The sequence below is a fragment of the Thermosynechococcus sp. B1 genome, assembly GCF_030322985.1.
Classification (GTDB): domain Bacteria; phylum Cyanobacteriota; class Cyanobacteriia; order Thermosynechococcales; family Thermosynechococcaceae; genus Thermosynechococcus.
The window spans coordinates 631,363-649,422 of sequence record NZ_CP096573.1; the positions used below are offsets into that span (position 1 = coordinate 631,363).

Below are 18,060 nucleotides of genomic sequence, written 5' to 3' on the forward strand. Positions count from 1 at the left end.
GGAATTGGCTTACTAGAATAGATTATCTCAAGGCGCCTCGGATACAGCGAAAGCTCGTCCCCAAGTATTGGCGGAGGCAATCTGAATCCCTTGGTCAGTGGCGTAGGCCACCTCTGGATAGGGGGGATTTGGCGGATCTGGGGTACGTGCCAACAGATCAGCAATCCGTAACTGTGTGGCTGCCATTTCAAGGGTCATAATCCGTGCCCCCCGATTGCCCTTAGCACCAGCGTGGGCGATACCGCGTAATCGCCCCCAGACGATAATATCGCCGGCAGCAATGATACTGGCTCCTGCATTGACATCGCCAACAATCACCACAGTGGCGTCATGGTGAATTTCCATGCCTGATCGCAGGGTTGTTTTCAAGTAAAGGGGGTTGGCCACGGGGTCTGAGTCCCCCTCAGTCTCTTTTGCAATTAAGGGTGGCAGTTCCCCCTGCTGGACACTGTAGCCAAGGGTAGCGGCAGCGATCGCCGTCTGGCGGCGTTCGGTAATAATCTTGTCCAGTCGCAACTGATGCTCGCTGAGAGCCTCGGCCAACTGTTGAAGCTGTGACTGATCTAAAAGCCGCTGTCCGCAGGCACAATCTACGGGTAAGGTCTCTGACCAGAGGTGTTCTTGACCGACAAGGTAAAGTTGCAACTGCGGCCACAGGTCAATCCAGTCTAAATCGGCCGGCAACGTGAGTCGGTAGCGCCCTCCACAGTGTTCTAAAGCAAGGCCGCTGACAATGGGTGTGCTTTGCTCCACCTCAAGAGTTACCGCAGGGCTCTCAGCAGGTTCCTCTAGGGGGGTTGACTCAGACTCACTCATGGTTTTTCCACTCGCAGTCGCTGTGTAATCAGAACCATGCCCGTATCGCGAATTAAGGCCACAGAGACCCAGCGATTACCGGCTTCTTGAGGCGCACGTCCCACCTTAAAAATCCCGCCCGCAGAGAGGAGTTCCAATTTGACGGGGCTAGGATTGGCGTAGGTTTGGGCGTTGATGGGCTGATCGCTGGCGGCGCCGAGGAGAATGGCATTGCCAATAGGTTCTTGCACAATCGCATCAAGGCTAAATTCTTCACCCGCACGCACGGCTTGGGGGAGGGAGAATTGCACCGTAGGCGGTGTCGCACCAATCGTGATCGTAGTTTTTTCGCTGGTAATGTCTTGGCGGATGATTTTGCCGTTGCGGATGACTTGGGTGGCTTGCAGGTTGCCACGAATGTTTTGCGGGCGATCGCTCGTGCCGCCGGTTCCCTCAATGGTTGTACTAATCTCTAGAATCCACTCATTTCCCTGCTGTTGCCAACGGTTCACCGTCGTGCGGTAGCGGATGTCACGGTAGGGTTGCCAAAACGTCGGCAGTTGTTTGCGTAAGATTTCAAGGGTGAGGCCGTCCCCTGTTTTGAACTCAGGGTCATAAAAGGCTAGCACTGCCTCTAGATTCTTTTGACTGGCTGCTGTATCCAACCCGTTAACGAGGGATTGCAACGATTCTGGCAGAGCAGCCGGAGTGGCTTGCGCGAGGGGAGCCGCCCAAGTCTGCTCCTGTATCCCCCCACAGATCACTGCCAAGCCAAGAACTGAAACCAAAAAAGAGCGACGCATCATTCACTGCCTTTGCGACTCGTTTGCCATTAAGGTCTATTCATCAAAATTGGCGGAGTTATCTTGCTCGTCAGTGGGGGGACGATCCAAGGGTTGATAGGGCACATATTCACTGCCATCCGTTGTTCCTTCCGGACGGGGGCGGGGGGGTCGCCGTCGCACAGGGCGATCGCTCACTTCCGCAGTTTCCGTAATCGGCGGCGGTCGGCGGGTTGGCCGGCGGGTTGTCGGTGTTGGTGGGCGATAGGGTTCATCGACAATCTCATCTGCCGCTGGTGTTGTCGGTCGCGGACGTCTTGAAGGGGGACGCCGAACACTGGGGCGGCTAGGGGGTGGGCTACTGCGGCGCGAGGGTAAACGTCCGACCGGGGGGGCATCCTCTACATCCTCGTCTTCATAGCGCGATCGCGACACATCACGGCTACCACGAATTCGCCGCAGGGGTGGGTACTCCTCCTCTTCTTCCTCGTCGTCGTAGGGTTCGAGTTCCTCTATTTCCGCACGGTAGGTGTAGCTGCGGCTCACAGGTCGCTCTTCATCCACAATCGGGGTATTTCGCCGCGCCTGCTCTGTGGCTACCCGCCGCAAACGAATACTTTCGTAGGCAAAAAAGGCAGCGGTGCCCGTCAGCAGAAACTGGCCAAAGAGCAGAATTGGATCGAGGCGCCATCCTTGGAAAAAGAGAATCCCACCGCACAGGAGAGCCACTGCGGCAAAGAAAATATCATGATCCCGCGCTAACTCTGGTTGAATCGAGCGCAGAAAATAGAGGAGGGCTCCAGCAACCGCTAGGCCAATTCCCAAAATGCCAGCAGGCCCAAGCCCGACATTAACAATTTGACCAAGGAGGGGGGAAAAGGAAAGATACGTCATTTAACCCATTGTATTGAAGGGGCAAAATAAAACACAGAGTCACAGCGCAATGGCCATGACTCTATTTTAGCGATGATTGCAAAGCCCACCAGCCGCTTGGCTGCCTATGAAGAACGCTGCACTTTATCAATTTGACTAATGGTGATCAAAGCAGCGAAGGTTAAACCCAGCACCACCGCGCCGGACAATAGCCCAATAAAGAAACCTTTCAGAGAAGGGGTAATGGTCAACAGTAGAGGGTACGCAGAATGAATCATGGCTGTTGCTTGCAGGTCAAAGTGAACACTAGGATTTTAACAAAATCTGGCCTTGCTGCTCATTAGCCCCAGTCTCGCCAAGCCCGCAATCGCGTCAGTAGCCGCTGCTGAATCCGCTCCCAAAACCCAAAGGAAAGGGTGCCTCGGGGTTGCTCTCGTGGGACTAAGCCGATATTTGCCCCGACCGGTCTGAGCGATCGCCCCATGGCCATCGCCGCTTCGCGAGCCTCTTCTCCAGGAGGAATAAACGTGAGGGTGGGAGCGGGTAGCCAACGCGCCAGTTCGCAATAGCGATCGCGGGGATGATTTTTTACTTGTCCCTGCACCACCAACGTCGCCGATTCGCCACCATCCACCGCCGTTGCATCAGTGACGCCCTGCTCCAGTAAAAACGCCTGAAGCTGTGGAAAGGAGACCCCCGGCGAACCACCATTGCCCCGCCCATCGCTGACGACGAAAATATATTCATTGCCCCGTCTGCCGAGAATCGCCTTTGGGGACGTGCGATCGCTCCCATCAACGGGTAGCTTCCTGCCCCCTTCTAAAATTTGCTGCGAGCCACTCACCACATTAAAGGGTTGCTCTGGCAACCTACCGCGATAAAACTCGATCCCTCCTTGGGCAGGAAAATTCACCACCCCTGAATAGCCCCCCTCATAGGGACGCACCACCTGACCATTCACGATGTAGGCTCCGAGAACCCCCGCTGGAATCGTGCCTCGACCGCTCAAGCAGGTTTGCCGCAGTGCTCGGTAACTAATACCCTCAGGATGGGACTCGCCCATGATCCATTTTTGATAATCCTGAAAAGAGAGCAGGGATTGAGCATGCAGCCAGCGGAAAAAATTAGTATTCATCGCTGCCACAGCTCCCGTCCGCCGCGCAAAAGCCGCTGTCGTTTCTAAATAGGTATCTTGGCCATTGGGGGCAGGTTCTGTCATGACCACCCGATAGTCTGCCATCGGCGCAGCCACCATATATACCTGCGTTTGATCCACTCTATGGGTCGAGTACTGGAGAGTGGCTAACGAGAGGCCAACCCAAGGCAACACACTCAGCATCTATTTTCCTCCGGCACAGCCTTCAGTTTCGGTGGGCTATCTCTAACCTAGGACGCAAAAACAGATGATTCTGTCCCCAAGCTGCTTTAAGGATAGTGAATAAATCAACATAAATCTTTAGGTTCTTTTAACCCACATCCTTGGGGAATCTGCCTAGGATCAGGGTGGGATTTTCTGGACGCTTTGGCACCATGGAACAAATACCCGCTTCAATTTGGACACTCACCGCTGGCGTTGTTGTCACCCTGATTAGCTTTTGGGTTGGTCATCACCATGGCCTCCTGCCGGAACAGGCCTCTGAGCAGGCTCCCTTGGTGGATAACTTCTTTGACATTATGCTCACAATTGGTACCGCTCTCTTTTTGGTGGTACAGGGTGCGATCATCCTCTTTGTGATTCGCTATCGCCGCCGTGCCGGTGAGGAAGGGGATGGCCTACCCGTAGAGGGCAACTTACCCCTAGAGGCCTTCTGGACGGCCATTCCTGCCCTGATTGTGATTTTCCTTGGCATCTACAGCGTGGATATTTTCCAGCGCATGGGGGGACTGAATCCGGGGGATCATGCTATGCACGCGATGCATACGCCCAAGCCAGCAGTGGCAGTTGTTGCCGAAGCCCCCTCAAAAACCACCAGCGATGCAACTGCCCTTTTAGCAGCAGCGCCAACCCCTGAAATTGGCATTGGTGCCAGCCCCGATGTTCAAGGCAAAGCCCCAGATGTAGTGGTGGATGTGGCGGGTATGCAGTATGCATGGATTTTCACCTACCCCGACAGTGGCATTGTCTCCGGCGAATTGCATATCCCAGTGGGCAAGGATGTCCAATTGAACCTCTCCGCGCGGGATGTGATCCATTCCTTTTGGGTGCCCCAGTTTCGCTTGAAGCAGGATGCGATTCCGGGTGTGCCCACTGAACTGCGCTTTAAGGCTACCAAGGTCGGGACATACCCCGTCGTCTGTGCTGAACTCTGTGGTGGCTACCACGGTGCCATGCGCACGCAGGTGATCGTGCATACCCCAGAGGATTTTGAAGCGTGGCGCAGTCAAAACCAAGCGATCGCAACGACTCCCGTGATCCCCTCCCTGAGCGATCGCCATGTCGAGGAGATGGGCGTCACCCCCCAATTAGTGGCGCAAGTAGAAGCAATGACCCACCACCATTCTCCGGCAAAGCTTTAGTTTTCTTCCTACTGTTGCATTCTTGAGAGAGTTATGGCGCAAGCACAACTGCCGCTAGATACCCCCTTGTCGCTCCCTGAGCATCCCAAGGCGTGGAAGTGGTACGACTATTTCACCTTTAATGTTGATCACAAGGTGATTGGCATTCAATACTTGGTCACCGCCTTTATCTTTTACTTGATTGGCGGACTGATGGCGGTGGCCATGCGCACGGAGCTGGCAACGGCAGATTCAGATTTTCTCAATCCCAATCTCTACAATGCTTTCATGACCAACCACGGCACCATTATGATTTTCTTTTGGGTGGTGCCAGCGGCCATTGGTGGCTTTGGCAATTACTTGGTGCCCCTGATGATTGGGGCGCGGGACATGGCTTTTCCCCGCTTGAATGCCTTAGCCTTTTGGCTGAACCCGCCGGCGGGGGCATTACTCTTGGCCAGTTTCCTGTTTGGCGGTGCCCAAGCGGGTTGGACCTCCTATCCGCCCTTGAGTACGATCACGGCCACTACTGCCCAGAGTATGTGGATTCTGGCGATCATCCTTGTGGGTACCTCCTCGATCCTGGGATCGGTGAATTTCATCGTCACCATCTGGAAGATGAAAGTGCCTAGTATGCGCTGGGATCAATTGCCCCTCTTTTGCTGGGCCATGCTAGCCACCTCTCTGCTGGCTCTAGTGTCAACGCCCGTGCTGGCGGCGGGGCTGATTTTGCTGCTGTTTGATATTAACTTTGGCACCTCGTTTTACAAACCTGATGCCGGTGGGAACGTTGTCATTTACCAGCACCTTTTCTGGTTTTACTCTCACCCGGCGGTGTACCTGATGATTTTGCCGATCTTTGGCATTATGTCTGAGGTGATTCCGGTTCATGCCCGTAAGCCTATCTTTGGCTATCAGGCGATCGCCTACTCCAGTTTGGCCATCTGCTGCGTGGGTCTCTTTGTCTGGGTACACCATATGTTCACCAGCGGTACGCCCCCTTGGATGCGGATGTTCTTCACGATTTCGACACTGATTGTGGCGGTGCCGACAGGAGTAAAAATCTTTAGTTGGGTCGCCACCCTCTGGGGGGGCAAGATTCGCCTCAACAGTGCCATGCTCTTTGCCATTGGCCTACTGTCGATGTTTGTCCTTGGTGGCCTCAGTGGTGTGACCTTGGGGACTGCCCCCGTGGATATTCACGTCCACGACACCTACTATGTAGTGGCACACTTCCACTACGTGCTTTTTGGTGGTTCCGTGTTTGGTCTCTATGCGGGGATTTACCACTGGTTCCCCAAAATGACAGGACGGCTCCTCGATGAGCGCTTAGGGATTCTCCACTTTGTGCTGACCTTTATTGGCACGAACCTGACCTTTTTGCCGATGCATGAGTTGGGTCTTAAAGGCATGCCACGGCGAGTGGCCATGTACGATCCCCAGTTTGAGTCGATTAATCTCATTTGTACGATTGGCGCCTTTGTCTTGGCCTTCTCAATTATTCCCTTCCTGATTAACATCATTTGGAGCTGGAATAAGGGCAAAATTGCCGGCGATAACCCTTGGGGCGGTCTCAGCTTAGAGTGGACGACCAGTTCACCGCCGCTGATTGAAAACTGGGAAGTGCTGCCTGTGGTCACCAAAGGTCCCTACGACTACGGCATTGAGCAGCGCAAGGGAAGCACCGATGAGGATGAGGACGAGGAAGAGTAGGACACTGTAGGAGCAAGCCATGCAAGGTACTGTTGACTCTCAAGCGACGGCCATAGCCGTTGATCATGCCCATGAGCACCCTGATTTTCGGGTTTTAGGGTTGCTGGTCTTTTTGATTTCTGAATCCCTAATGTTTGGTGGCCTCTTTGCGGCCTATTTACTTCTGCGGGGCATGAATGAGCAATGGCCGCCCGAAGGCACTGAGGTGGAACTTCTTGTGCCCACCATCAACACCATCATCCTTATTTCCAGTAGCTTTGTCATCCACTACGGCGATGTTGCCATCAAAAAGGATGACGTTCGCGGCATGCGCCAATGGTACTGGATCACGGCGGCCATGGGGGCAGTGTTCTTGGGCGGTCAAGTTTATGAGTACCTCACCCTCGGCTACGGCCTGCGCACCAATGTCTTTGCCAACTGCTTTTATGTGATGACGGGCTTCCATGGCCTCCATGTCTTTGTGGGGATTTTGCTGATTTTGGGGGTGATCTGGCGATCGCGCCGCCCCGGACATTACAATGCCCACAAGCATACGGGGGTGGCCATGGCAGAGATCTACTGGCACTTTGTGGATGTGATCTGGATTATCCTCTTCACCCTGCTGTATATCCTGACTCGCTTTTAGGGACAGGTCTTGAATTGGGGCGATCGCGGATCAAAGTTGCACTGATAGACCACAGGTGCTTGCCAACTCAAGGGAATTTCCAAGAGGTCACGGGTACCCGTAATTCCCTGCAAGAGAAAAAGAACAAGGGCAAGGGAATTCAAGCCAATGTGAATCCGCCGCCACCTGAGCGATCGATCTTGGTAAATCTCCCCCACAATGGCCACAGAAAAAATCATCAGCATCACCGCCGCCAAGCCAAAGTAAAAGTGGGAAACCCACCACTCGTCATCACGGCGAAAGACCCCCGGTTGAAAAGCTAGAATGGTCACCCCCATCCCTGAGAGGGTGGCAAAAACAGCACGCCATAGCTTCGATTGAGCGCGATACAGCAGCGCCGTTGCTGCAATGGTGACAACAAACATCAGTGCCACGAGGACAACAGAGAGCGGTTGCAGTGTCTGATTCTCCGCCTGCATCAAGAAGCCCTGAAATCCAAACACCACTGAATAGGCCAAGGCCACCAATGTGATGCCAACCACGCCGGCTGCTAAAAGATTGCCCAATTTGACATGCAGGGTGCCCACTGTGGGTGGGATGGTGGTGTCTTTGAGACGACGCTGCCGCGTTTGCAGAGCAAAGAATGTGGTGATGCCAATGACCGGAAAGACAAATGTGCAGGCCAAGATGGGATGCAACAGCAAAATGATGTCTTTGAGGTTGAGAAACATACTGGCTAAGAACGATAAGGCCAGTTTTAAGGTAACGAATCTAGGGGCGGGGCAAATCAAAGAACAGCACTTTTGTCAGTAAGCCAACTGTGGCCACCAACAGGGTCACTAGGAATCCCCATAGCCGCGCATCTGTGCCCGCTTGTCGCTTAGAAATATCCTGCAAGGTGGACTCTACCGTATCAATCCGCTGCCCTAACTGTACTTCTATGGAATTGATACGCTGCTCCAGTTTGGCCTCCACAGCCTTCATCTGTTGTTCCAGCTTAGCTTCGACAGCATTGATGCGCTGCTCTAGTTTGGCTTCGACGGCGTTGATGCGCTGCTCTAGCTTAGCCTCCACAGCATTGATACGCTGTTCAAGTTTGGCCTCGACAGTATCAATTTTGTCCTCAAGCCTTTGGAATTTCTCGTTACTCGTGGCGATGTGAATATCCAGCTTTTTATCCATGGCTTGGATGGCAGCCTGCATTGACTGCATATCGGCCTGCATCCCTTGGATAGCATCTAAAACTTGGCTCAATTCGGAACGGCTAACGGGTTCAGTCATGATGCTGACACTTGATTAACGGACGTGGAGGGATTCGAACCCCCGACCCTCAGAACCGGAATCTGATGCTCTATCCACTGAGCCACACGTCCAGCCTTCTCATCATAGCATTAACCAAGGTAGGCTTGCTGAACCCGTGGATCATTCAGGAGATCCGCTGCACGACCGCTGAGGGTCACTTGACCCGCTTCAAGCACATAACCGCGATCGCCCAATTGTAAGGCTAGGTGCGCATTTTGCTCGACCAGTAGCATTGTCATCCCCTGTTGCCGCAGTTGTGCCAAGATGGCAAAAATTTCCCGTACTAAATTGGGCGCTAAGCCTAAACTGGGTTCATCAAGGAGCAGTAAGCGAGGACGACTCATCAGGGCACGGGCGATCGCCAGCATTTGTTGCTCACCGCCACTGAGGGTTCCCGCCAGTTGGTATTGCCGCTCCCGTAGTCTAGGAAAGCGCTTGAGTTGTTCTTCGAGGTCTTGTGCAATCTGCGCCTCATCTCGACGACAGTAGGCACCGAGAAGAAGATTGTCGCGTACGGTTTGGCGGGCGAGAACCTGACGCCCCTCTGGACAATGGGCAATGCCCAGCCTCACTAATTCATGGGGCGATCGCCCTGCAATCGATTGACCGGCAAAGCAAATGGTACCTTCACTGGGAACGAGTTTAGAGATGGCACGCAGCAGGGTGGTTTTGCCAGCACCATTGGCACCCACAAGGGTAATGCACTCGCCGGCTGCAATGGCCAGACTCACCTCGCGCAGAGCGCAAATGCCACCGTAGTGGACACTCAGGGACTCAATTTCCAAGATGCGCGCTTGAGAAGTCATCCCCTAGGCCGTGGTCTGTGATTCCTCCGGGTTGGGGGAGCCACCCCGCACCTCTTCCCATTCAGCAATAGCGGCATTTTCGGTTTGGGCAGCAGCACTGGTGACGAGGGCGGAAATTTCCCGAGGAGAGAACCCTTCTTCCAGTAGCTCCATATAGATAGGATGGAGGTTGCGTTGCAGTTCTTTGAAGATGGCGCGGGCGCGATCGGTATAGCGAAAGTTTTGGTCAAATAAGCTGGCCATCTGAGAAATCCAAGAGCACTGCCACTATCCTAAATCCTATCGGCACACCCATTGCCAGTGGTGGCGCGGACTTTTGTTTTCTTTCCCTTGGGCAATGATGACAAGTCAATTTGTTATTCATTTTTCGATTGAACTTGACTTGAAGGTGCTGGTGTTGTTAAAGGATGTGTTCCTGTAGATACACCTCAGCCTTGTCCGTAGTCAGCGGTGGGGCAAAAAGATAGCCTTGGCCAGAGGGACAGCGCAGCGATCGCAACAGTTGCAGTTGAGTTGTGTTTTCAATGCCCTCGGCAACGCAATCGAGGTGGAGGTTGCGCGCCAGCACCAAAATCGTGTGAACCACCTCTAGATCTTCTTGGCTGCGATCTATTTGGGAAATGAAGGAGCGGTCAATTTTAATGCCATCGAGAGGCAGATTGCGTAAATAGCTCAGGGAGGAATACCCAGTGCCAAAGTCGTCAATGTTAATGCGTACCCCCATCGCCTTCAACTCGGCAAGAATTTCGCGGGCAGAGTCCAAGTGTTGCATCAAGGTACTTTCAGTAATTTCTATCTTTAGAAAGTGCCCTGCTAAATGGTAATGCTCAAGGGTTTGTTGAATCTCAGCTACAAGGGTGGGCAACGAAAATTGGTTGGCGGACAGATTGATACTCATCGTAAAGCCCACGGACTGAAGCTTGGGATAACGCTGTTGCCACTGCTGCAACTGTTCACAGGCATTGTGCAAGACCCAGCGGGAGAGTTCAAAAATCAGCCCCGTTTCTTCAGCGACGGGAATAAAAACTTTGGGGGAAATCAGCGTATCCCCCTTTTGCCAGCGCAGGAGTGCTTCAAAACCTTTGAGAGATTGGCTCCGGAGCTTGACGATGGGCTGATAGTGGAGGACAAAGTCCCCCCGTTCAATCGCTTGCCGCAGTTCCACTTCTAAGTACAGGCGATCGCGCACCTGTTGCAGCATCACAGGATCAAAGACATCAATGCGATTGTGTCCCTTAGTTTTAGCGTGGTACATGGCCATGTCAGCATCCCGCAGCAGTTCCTCACTACTGGTGTAATGGGGGTTACCCATCACAAGACCGATACTCACCGTGCTGTACAGGGTGTAGTGATCGATTTCAAAGGGATGGTTGAGGCGATCCTGCAGTTGGTGGGCAATGGCTTGGGCATGTTCTATCCCCTCAATATCATTGAGCAAGACCGCAAATTCATCTCCCCCTAGGCGTGCCACTACGTCCTGAGGACTCACACAACGCGTCAGCCGCTGAGCAAAGGCTTGGAGGAATAAATCCCCTGTGCCATGTCCCAGACTGTCATTGAGGGTCTTGAAGCGATCGATATCCAAACAGAAAACAGCATAGTGGTAGTGGGGGTGCTCGGCTGCATAGCTGAGGGTAAGGCGCAACTGTTCCTCAAAGAACCAGCGATTGGGTAAATGGGTGAGGCGGTCATGGCGGGCTTGGTAGAGGAGTTGGGCTTCGATTGCTTTGCGCTCTTGAATTTCCGCTTGCGCCTTTTGATAGAGTTCTGCTTGCAGGATGGCGATCGCCAACTGGGTTGAAATCTGCTTAATCAGTTCAATTTCACTGTCTTGCCAGTCGCGGGGATGGGCGCATTGATGACAGATGAGCAACCCCCACAGCCGCCCTTCGACAACGATCGGTACCACCAGATTGGCCTTGACCTGATAATGAGCCAGCAGATCCCGATAGCAGGGAACTAGAGGGGCGGTGTCTAAATCATTTACCACATGGATGCGACCGCGCTTGTAGGCTTCAATGTATCGCTCTGTAAAGCAGGAATCCCCCACCACGTCCCCAAGAGCCGAGAACCAAGGGGGAACGACGGCTTCAACATCCATAATGCCGCGCCAATCCTCGAGGAAACGATAAACGAGCACGCGATCGCAGCCCAAGAGTTCTCGCACATCCTTGACGGCAGCTTCGAGAATCGTGGCCAGATCAAGGGATTGGTGAATGTGCTGGGTAATTTGTACCAGCAGGCGATCGTACTGGGCTTGGCGCAGCAGTTGTTGTTCCACCTGATGGCGATCGATGGCATGGCGAAAACTGCGCGCCAGCAAGTTGGGACTGAGTTCCTGAAAGCTCAAGTAGTCCTGAGCACCACTGTGGAGGATCTGAGTGGCCAGATCAGGGCGATCGCTGGGATCAATCACAACTAAGGGTAAGTGTGGATAGCGTTGCTGGAGTGTTTGCACTGCTTTAAGAACGTGATCCCCTTGAGCAATGAGGACAAGGAGATTGGGCTTGGCCTGAGCAACCACCCCGGGGGTTAAATGAGAATACGGACAGGTGTGAACTTGATAGCAAATGTAATCAATCTCGGCGAGATGGGGATATAAAATTTCACCCGATTGGGGGATGTTTTCGATCAGTAATATGTTGATGGATGGCAATAAGCATTTTTTTTGAGGATATTTTTGCGCAGAGTCTTCTGCGACGACTTCAACGGTCGCTAGTGGTTCTAAAGGGCAGTCATCAACAGCGGACAAAACAAGGAGTTTCTCAATCATTGCTAAGTCATCATTCAACACATTAAAATCACAAACTATACAAAAATTTATCAAGGAATATTATTTGTTGCTTCTTCCTAAGTCCATCATACAGCCCTTTTCTAAACTATTGGGGCAGCGATGGCACTTCATCCCCTCAAAGAGCGGTTTTGAGGCTTTTCTGACCGTGATCCCGTCACTGTGAAAAGGGGTGGGGATCGCTGTGAGATCGTGATAGAGAACACGTTTAGACTGCTATCAAAATTGCTAGGTTAGAAGCAGCATTCCCCAAAGGCAGGGGGTTGATCATTGTGCTGCAAAAACAACTTCAAAGCTGGCTGCGGGTTTCTTTACCGACATTGACGCTGGCGATCGCCCTTGTAGTTTCCCCATCCTCGGGTCTCGCCCAGCGGGATTTGATCCCCATTGACGGTTCCGATGAGGATATGCAGCTTCTCTTTGATCTGGTTTATTATCCGCGCCGCGATCCTGCCCGTTTTCGGCTGCAAAACAGTGCTGAGGTGGAAGCTTATCAGTTGATTCGCACCATTTTGCGTACGGGCACGACCCTCTACATCCGGCAGCGCCAAGATGATAATTACGGCTCCTATAGTTTTAGTCGCGATCGCTTGATCTTGCGTCCTCGCGCCCTTGCTCATTGGCCGATTTTTATCGAAACGCTGCGCCATGAGGGCTGGCATGTCGTTCAAGCCTGCTTTGCGGCGAAACGAGATTTGGATTCCTTGGTACCCGTGGGCATTCGCGTCAGCCCCGGTATCGTCGCGGATCTCTACCGCAAGAGTGGCTATAACCCCGCAGACATTCCAATTGAGGCCGAGGCCTTTGCTGCTGAGCGGCTACCCAATATGACATTGCAGGGGCTACAGCGTGAGTGTGCCGACTGGCTCAACCGCCCCAGCAAGGACTAGCCAGAAGAACGGGTCGATGCACCGCAATGACGACAATAGGGTAAGTGGCGATAGGTGGGCTGCTGACAATTGGGACAGGGCATCCACTGCAAATAACCACAGTGGGGACAGTGCTGATCGAGATCCCGTAGCCGCTTGCCACAACGGACACAGCGGTGTTTTTGGACTCGCCCTGCCGCCTGTCGCTGTGGATTGAGGAAAAGAGCTTGCGCCACTTTAATCATGCCAAACCCGACCGCTGGGATCAGCAGGATATAGAGGTAGCTGACCAAAAAAAGCAGACCGCCAAAGAGAGCAAGAATGACATTAGCCAGCCACTCAAAGAGTGCTCCCACCTGCAATAGTTCAAAAATCTTCAACACCAAAGGAATCAAGAAGATCACCAGCAGGTGCCAACTCATGAGGGCAAGCAGGCCATAACGGCGGCGATCAGCAAAACGATGCACCACTAGGGCGATCGCAATCAGCGGTAATAGAAAGAGGGCTTGTAAAACAAATTGGAGACTGGGATACCAAAACTGAGAGCGCTGATATTGGTTCTCAAGCTGGGCAAAGGTGGCGTCCTCGGCTAAAAATTTCAAGAAGGCTTGGCTATCGGCTTCTTGGAGAATCGCCTGTTCAAGGGCGGCAATCTCATTTTTGAGAGCGGCAATTTGGCGGTTGTTGGCCTCAAGGGTGGCTTTGGCCTTGGCGGCTTCCACCAAGTTGATCGATTGATCCGCGGGTTGCCCCGCAAGCTGCTCTAATAGTGTCGAGTCATACTCTTCACGAATGCGGGCATTGGTGGCCTCGAGGGTTTGAATTTGTGCCTGTTTCTGCTGTCGTTGCTTAAGTCGGGCTTGATTGGTGGGGTGGTTGACGGCATCTTGATACTTTGCATAGGTGAAGCAAATGGCGGAGATGGTTCCCAGTTTGCCCTTGCTGCTTTCCTGTAGGCGCTCCACAGCCGTCTGGGGCGGGGGGTCAAGGCTAATCTGCTGCTCTAGAAAACGAATGTCGCGCTCCCTAGCGGTGTCTTGGCGATAGGCTTGCCAAGGAGCATAACAGGGCTGGGCTTGACTGGGACTCAAAGGCCAATTGCTAATTTCGCTGAGGCCACTAAAGACATTAATGAGGATAAAAATATCCACCAAGATAATGACAATGAGACTGACCCAATTCAGGGGTTCGTCATTGACAAGGCGCGATCGCCGCCAAAATCCCCGCCAGAGTCGCCTCAACCCGCTTGTGATATTCATGGCAGCGTAAACCCAAAGGCAAGTTTTACCCGCTCTAGGGTTGCATTGGCCACACGGGCGGCCTGTTCTTGGCCTTTTTTGAGCAAATCCTTGAGATAGCTGGGGTCTGCCATAATCTCTTGGTATCGCTGCTGAATCGGTTCTAGGGTAGCAATCACCGCATCGGTGAGTAGGGGCTTAAACTGTCCCCAGCCCATATCGGCACATTCTGCTGCCACTGCCTCTTTCGTTTTTCCCGTGAGTACTTGATAGAGACTCAGCAGGTTATTGGCTTCAGGACGGTTAGGATCATCAAAGGTCAAGCCGCGGATTGAGTCGGTCTTGCAACGCTTGATTTTCTTGCGAATCTCATCGGGGGAGTCCAAAAGGTTAATGCGACTCAGTTCCGAGGGATCCGACTTCGACATCTTCTTGGTGCCATCGGTAAGGCTCATCACCCGTGCCCCCTCTTGGGCAATCAAGGGTTGCGGCAGCTTGAGAATTGGCGGCTGATTGTGGGCAAAGAGGTAGTTGACACGGGCAGCAATATCGCGGGTCAGTTCCAAGTGTTGCTTTTGATCTTCCCCCACAGGAACCAGATCGGCATCGTAGAGCAAAATATCCGCGGCCATGAGCACAGGATAGTCCAGTAGTCCTGCCGCCACGTTTTCCCCCTGCTTGACGGCTTTTTCCTTGAATTGAATCATGTCCTCCAGCCAGTTGAGGGGGGTAATGCAGTTCAGTAACCAAGTGAGTTCGGCGTGGGCGCTGACGTGGGATTGCACAAAAATAGTGGCGTGGGTGGGGTCAATGCCACAGGCCAAATACAGAGCAGCCACCGTATAGGTATTAGCCGCCAGTTCCGCTGGATCGTGGGGGACGGTAATGGCGTGTAAATCTACGACACAAAAATAGTTTTCATACTCGGCTTGCCCCGCCACCCAGTTGCGAATTGCTCCGAGATAATTCCCCAAGTGCAAGCTACCTGTGGGCTGGACTCCCGAAAGCACCCGTTTTTTGGTCACCCCAACCTCCTCTAATTGCATTCCTACTATGCTACAGCCCTTTTCCTATGGATGGAACACGGCTTAAAGGATGAAAGCCCCTCTCCCATGGCAGGGTCATCTAGGCTTGCCCAATGCCCGCAGGGGTCTGGGTGTCGCTATCCCTAACTTAGCGCTGCGTCCTGCTGGGTCGCTTTAGTGCGTGCTTCTAACTCTTCAAGGCGGCTTTTTAGGGTTTGATTTTCCTTTTGTAACTCGTTGAGGGTGGTCTCAAGGGTCTTGAGGCGGTCATCGCTGCCAAGGGCTTTCTGAACTTTGGCGATTCCTTCATCAACTGATCGTTTGATACGGCCGTCGGTGGTGCGATCGCCCAGCTGCTGCAGCAGGCCTAAAACTTGGGGATGGTCAATTTGACTCAGGGCTTGAACAACGGCCATCTGGGTAAAGAAAAAGGTCTCGTGGCTGAGTTGCTCTAGCCGTTCCAGAATTTGTTGCAGTTGGGGATGGTGGCGATCGCCAATGGTGCCAAGGGTACGAATGGCGGCCAAGCGTAGGGGTTGCGGGACATCAATAGCGGTGTAGTCAAGAACCAAATTCACCGCCTCTGGAGACTCCTTGAGTTCCCCCACGCCAGCGATCGCCCCACAGCGTACCACCTCATTCCAGCCTTGTCGTTTTTCCAAAGCCTTCCGCAGTCGTTTCAGCACTTTTTCGAGCTTGGGTTTCGGTTGCGGTTTGGCAGCGGCAATCACACCAATTCCCTTCAGGGCGGCAGCTTCAACGCTATAGCTGGGGTCGCCGTGCTTGGCAATGGGCTTGAGAAGTTCGTAGGCTTTGGCGGACTTAAACCCAGCAATGGCCTCCACTGCGGCGGCACGAACATGGGGGTGATCATCGGCTAGTGCCAGCTTGAGCGCCTCTAAACTTTGATCCAGTTGAATCGTGCCCAGCACTTTGGCAATTTCACGCCGCACTCCCCAAAAGGGTTCCCGTTGCAGCGCCGCCGCCAAGGTTTGCACAACTTCTAGGTTTCCTTTTTTGCCTAGGGCAATGGCAGCTTGAACCCGCCCCAAAACATCGGGGTCGTACTGCAGTTGGGCTTTGAGTTCAGGGAGGGGGTACTCTAGGGTAACGGTTTTGAGGGTATGGTTGCCGGCATCAAAACTCACAAAGGTGGGCTGCTGTGGCAGCGGCAAATAGAAGGTGTGCTCTGGTTCATGAATGCGCAGGGGAATGGTTTTGACCGTCACCTGCCCCTGATCATCCACCGTACCGATGCCAACAGGGATGCGCAGATCAAAGAGGTTGCGCTCTAGGGGCGTGACCCCATCGGTCACCTGCTGCTGCTTGACGGTAAGAACGGCTAATTGATCGGCTACCTCCCAGCGATAGCTCACATGGAAGTCGGGATGTCCCCCACGAAAAACGTATTGGTCAAAGAGGGGAAGTAGGTTGCGGCCGGTGGCCATTTCAATCGCCCGCAGCAGATCCACCGTTTCGACAGTTTGATGGGCGTAGGTTTGGACAAAGGTTTGAATGGCTTTCCAGAATTGTTCTTCGCCGAGTTCCTGGCGGATCATGTGATAGACGCAGGCGCCTTTTTCGTAGAGGTGGCGATCGTAGAGTTCAATGGCTTCGCGATAGACATGGGTGACAATGGGGCGGCGGTAGCGATCGCTATCCTCACTGAGGTAGTTGCGCAATTCCCCAAGGCGATAATAGGCGGCAAAATCAGCGCCATATTCCTCCTCAAACCAGAGCACCTCGGCATAGGAGGCCATGCCCTCCTTGATCCAAGCGTGAGACCAGTGCTTGATCACCACCAGATCGCCAAACCACTGGTGTGCCAACTCATGGGCCACTAAACTTTCACTGCGAAAATCTTCAGCGGCGGCTCGCTCATCCAACAGACAGCGGTCTGTCAATAGGGTTGTCGAGGTATTTTCCATACCGCCAAAGATAAAATTGGCCACACAGACTTGGGCATATTTGGGGTAGGGATAGGGATAGCCGTAGATGCGGCTGAAAAAGTCCATCATCTTTGGCGTTTTGCCCAAGGTGCGGCGGGCATCAGCAGCGCGATCTTTAGCAACGTAGTAGGTGACGGGCTTGCCCTGCCACTGGTCATCAAAAACCGCAAAATCCCCCACCGCTAGGGTCATCAGATAAGTGGGATGGACCTGGGGTTGATACCAGTGAAAGATTTGCCACTCTCCCTCGCTGTAGCAGGCACGCAATTCCCCATTGGAAATGGCCTGTAAGGGTTGCCGCACCCGCGCTCGTACCTCTGACGTCGCCAGCTGCCCAGGAGAATCAAAGCAGGGAAACCAATAGCGGGAGTCCTCATCTTCCCCTTGGGTCCAAGCTTGGGGGGGATCAGTGGCAACAAAGTACAATCCCCGCTGGGGTTTCTGCAGACGGTAGTCAATGGTGATCACCAGCACCTGATCTGGGTGAATCCCCAAGCTCGCATCAAGGGAAATATCCAGAAACTCACCATCGTAGTGGAAGGCTTGGGGTTGGTGCTGCACAGTCACACTCTGGATCTGTTGCCCCACGGCATTGAGGCGCAGCTGGCGCACTTGGGAGTGCAATGGTCGTAGGTGGATATGACACTGTCCCCAGCATGCCTGGGTCTCTAAATCTAGGGTCAAGTCCAAGCAGATATGTTCCACCTGCCCCACTCGATCGGGACTGTAGTGGGGACGTGCACCGCTGAGGACAAAGGATTTGGCTGGAGTGACATCAAGAGTCATAGGTTATGTTGAGCCGCACTTGCTCTTAGTC

Annotated in this window: 17 protein-coding genes and 1 tRNA gene; 4 read left to right on the plus strand and 14 right to left on the minus strand. The window is 53.3% G+C overall.

Translation table 11 applies throughout. The features are described 5' to 3' along the window. Window positions 1-27: 27 nt before the first annotated feature. The 5 genes from minC to M0644_RS03240 form a co-directional block, all read right to left on the minus strand. Window positions 28-816: a septum site-determining protein MinC gene (gene minC / locus M0644_RS03220; protein ID WP_286626560.1), complete on the minus strand. Its 789-nt coding sequence runs from the start codon at window positions 814-816 to the stop codon at window positions 28-30. Next, window positions 813-1,601, minus strand: a complete 789-nt coding sequence (locus tag M0644_RS03225) for a nuclear transport factor 2 family protein (RefSeq protein WP_226971996.1) — start codon at window positions 1,599-1,601, stop codon at window positions 813-815. Before M0644_RS03225 ends, minC begins: the two co-directional genes overlap by 4 nt. Window positions 1,602-1,634: 33 nt before the next feature. After that, window positions 1,635-2,471, minus strand: a complete 837-nt coding sequence (locus tag M0644_RS03230; protein ID WP_286626561.1) for a Ycf66 family protein — start codon at window positions 2,469-2,471, stop codon at window positions 1,635-1,637. A 104-nt stretch (window positions 2,472-2,575) separates the two neighbouring features. Beyond that, entirely contained in the window at window positions 2,576-2,701 is a 126-nt protein-coding gene (locus M0644_RS03235) for a photosystem II reaction center X protein (RefSeq protein ID WP_190278187.1), read from the minus strand. A gap of 89 nt (window positions 2,702-2,790) precedes the next feature. Continuing rightward, window positions 2,791-3,789 (minus strand): phosphodiester glycosidase family protein, encoded by a 999-nt coding sequence (locus M0644_RS03240; protein ID WP_286626562.1) that lies wholly within the window; start codon window positions 3,787-3,789, stop codon window positions 2,791-2,793. Between the two features lie 191 nt (window positions 3,790-3,980). On the opposite strand from M0644_RS03240, the gene M0644_RS03245 reads away from it, so the two are divergent. The 3 genes from M0644_RS03245 to M0644_RS03255 are packed head-to-tail and all read left to right on the plus strand — an operon-like array spanning window position 3,981 to window position 7,284. Next, window positions 3,981-4,967, plus strand: a complete 987-nt coding sequence (locus M0644_RS03245; protein ID WP_286626563.1) for a cytochrome c oxidase subunit II — start codon at window positions 3,981-3,983, stop codon at window positions 4,965-4,967. 33 nt (window positions 4,968-5,000) lie between these two features. Then, on the plus strand, window positions 5,001-6,659 hold the full coding sequence (ctaD, locus tag M0644_RS03250) for a cytochrome c oxidase subunit I (RefSeq protein WP_286626564.1): 1,659 nt from the start codon (window positions 5,001-5,003) through the stop codon (window positions 6,657-6,659). Window positions 6,660-6,678: 19 nt separating this feature from the next. Further along, a complete protein-coding gene (locus M0644_RS03255; RefSeq protein WP_149818114.1) occupies window positions 6,679-7,284 on the plus strand; it encodes a heme-copper oxidase subunit III in 606 nt (201 codons plus the stop codon). On the opposite strand, the gene M0644_RS03260 is transcribed toward M0644_RS03255, so the two are convergent. The 6 genes from M0644_RS03260 to M0644_RS03285 form a co-directional block, all read right to left on the minus strand. Beyond that, window positions 7,281-7,994 (minus strand): DUF4079 domain-containing protein, encoded by a 714-nt coding sequence (locus tag M0644_RS03260; RefSeq protein ID WP_286626565.1) that lies wholly within the window; start codon window positions 7,992-7,994, stop codon window positions 7,281-7,283. The two genes, M0644_RS03255 and M0644_RS03260, sit on opposite strands and share 4 nt — an antisense overlap. A 40-nt stretch (window positions 7,995-8,034) precedes the next feature. Next, the gene (locus tag M0644_RS03265; protein WP_190278188.1) at window positions 8,035-8,544 is read right to left on the minus strand and encodes a hypothetical protein; all 510 of its coding nucleotides are present in this window, start codon (window positions 8,542-8,544) and stop codon (window positions 8,035-8,037) included. 19 nt (window positions 8,545-8,563) lie between these two features. Continuing rightward, window positions 8,564-8,636, minus strand: a tRNA-Arg gene (locus M0644_RS03270). An 18-nt stretch (window positions 8,637-8,654) separates the two neighbouring features. Next, window positions 8,655-9,371, minus strand: a complete 717-nt coding sequence (locus tag M0644_RS03275) for an ABC transporter ATP-binding protein (protein WP_149818118.1) — start codon at window positions 9,369-9,371, stop codon at window positions 8,655-8,657. 3 nt (window positions 9,372-9,374) lie between these two features. After that, window positions 9,375-9,614, minus strand: a complete 240-nt coding sequence (locus M0644_RS03280) for a hypothetical protein (protein WP_286626566.1) — start codon at window positions 9,612-9,614, stop codon at window positions 9,375-9,377. 157 nt (window positions 9,615-9,771) lie between these two features. Continuing rightward, on the minus strand, window positions 9,772-12,027 hold the full coding sequence (locus M0644_RS03285) for a bifunctional diguanylate cyclase/phosphodiesterase (protein WP_286626568.1): 2,256 nt from the start codon (window positions 12,025-12,027) through the stop codon (window positions 9,772-9,774). Between the two features lie 407 nt (window positions 12,028-12,434). Between M0644_RS03285 and M0644_RS03290 the strand changes: the two genes are divergently transcribed. After that, the gene (locus M0644_RS03290; RefSeq protein WP_286626569.1) at window positions 12,435-13,052 is read left to right on the plus strand and encodes a hypothetical protein; all 618 of its coding nucleotides are present in this window, start codon (window positions 12,435-12,437) and stop codon (window positions 13,050-13,052) included. On the opposite strand, the gene M0644_RS03295 is transcribed toward M0644_RS03290, so the two are convergent. The 3 genes from M0644_RS03295 to M0644_RS03305 all read right to left on the minus strand — a co-directional run bounded on the left by M0644_RS03295 (window position 13,049) and on the right by M0644_RS03305 (window position 18,029). Further along, complete coding sequence (locus M0644_RS03295; protein WP_286626570.1) at window positions 13,049-14,290, minus strand: zinc ribbon domain-containing protein; 1,242 nt, start codon at window positions 14,288-14,290, stop codon at window positions 13,049-13,051. The genes M0644_RS03290 and M0644_RS03295 overlap by 4 nt on opposite strands. Further along, complete coding sequence (gene trpS / locus M0644_RS03300) at window positions 14,287-15,294, minus strand: tryptophan--tRNA ligase (protein WP_286626571.1); 1,008 nt, start codon at window positions 15,292-15,294, stop codon at window positions 14,287-14,289. The genes M0644_RS03295 and trpS overlap by 4 nt, the downstream gene beginning before the upstream one ends. Before the next feature lie 143 nt (window positions 15,295-15,437). Next, window positions 15,438-18,029, minus strand: a complete 2,592-nt coding sequence (locus tag M0644_RS03305) for a M1 family metallopeptidase (protein WP_286626572.1) — start codon at window positions 18,027-18,029, stop codon at window positions 15,438-15,440. Window positions 18,030-18,060: the final 31 nt, after the last annotated feature.

Coding starts and splice junctions, on each gene's coding strand:
- M0644_RS03275 (WP_149818118.1), bottom strand. CDS start 9,371: ATGACTTCTCAAGCGCGCATCTTGGAAATTGAGTCCCTGAGTGTCCAC.
- M0644_RS03240 (WP_286626562.1), bottom strand. CDS start 3,789: ATGCTGAGTGTGTTGCCTTGGGTTGGCCTCTCGTTAGCCACTCTCCAG.
- M0644_RS03230 (WP_286626561.1), bottom strand. CDS start 2,471: ATGACGTATCTTTCCTTTTCCCCCCTCCTTGGTCAAATTGTTAATGTC.
- M0644_RS03305 (WP_286626572.1), bottom strand. CDS start 18,029: ATGACTCTTGATGTCACTCCAGCCAAATCCTTTGTCCTCAGCGGTGCA.
- M0644_RS03260 (WP_286626565.1), bottom strand. CDS start 7,994: ATGTTTCTCAACCTCAAAGACATCATTTTGCTGTTGCATCCCATCTTG.
- M0644_RS03280 (WP_286626566.1), bottom strand. CDS start 9,614: ATGGCCAGCTTATTTGACCAAAACTTTCGCTATACCGATCGCGCCCGC.
- M0644_RS03265 (WP_190278188.1), bottom strand. CDS start 8,544: ATGACTGAACCCGTTAGCCGTTCCGAATTGAGCCAAGTTTTAGATGCT.
- M0644_RS03295 (WP_286626570.1), bottom strand. CDS start 14,290: ATGAATATCACAAGCGGGTTGAGGCGACTCTGGCGGGGATTTTGGCGG.
- M0644_RS03245 (WP_286626563.1), top strand. CDS start 3,981: ATGGAACAAATACCCGCTTCAATTTGGACACTCACCGCTGGCGTTGTT.
- M0644_RS03225 (WP_226971996.1), bottom strand. CDS start 1,601: ATGATGCGTCGCTCTTTTTTGGTTTCAGTTCTTGGCTTGGCAGTGATC.
- minC (WP_286626560.1), bottom strand. CDS start 816: ATGAGTGAGTCTGAGTCAACCCCCCTAGAGGAACCTGCTGAGAGCCCT.
- M0644_RS03255 (WP_149818114.1), top strand. CDS start 6,679: ATGCAAGGTACTGTTGACTCTCAAGCGACGGCCATAGCCGTTGATCAT.
- ctaD (WP_286626564.1), top strand. CDS start 5,001: ATGGCGCAAGCACAACTGCCGCTAGATACCCCCTTGTCGCTCCCTGAG.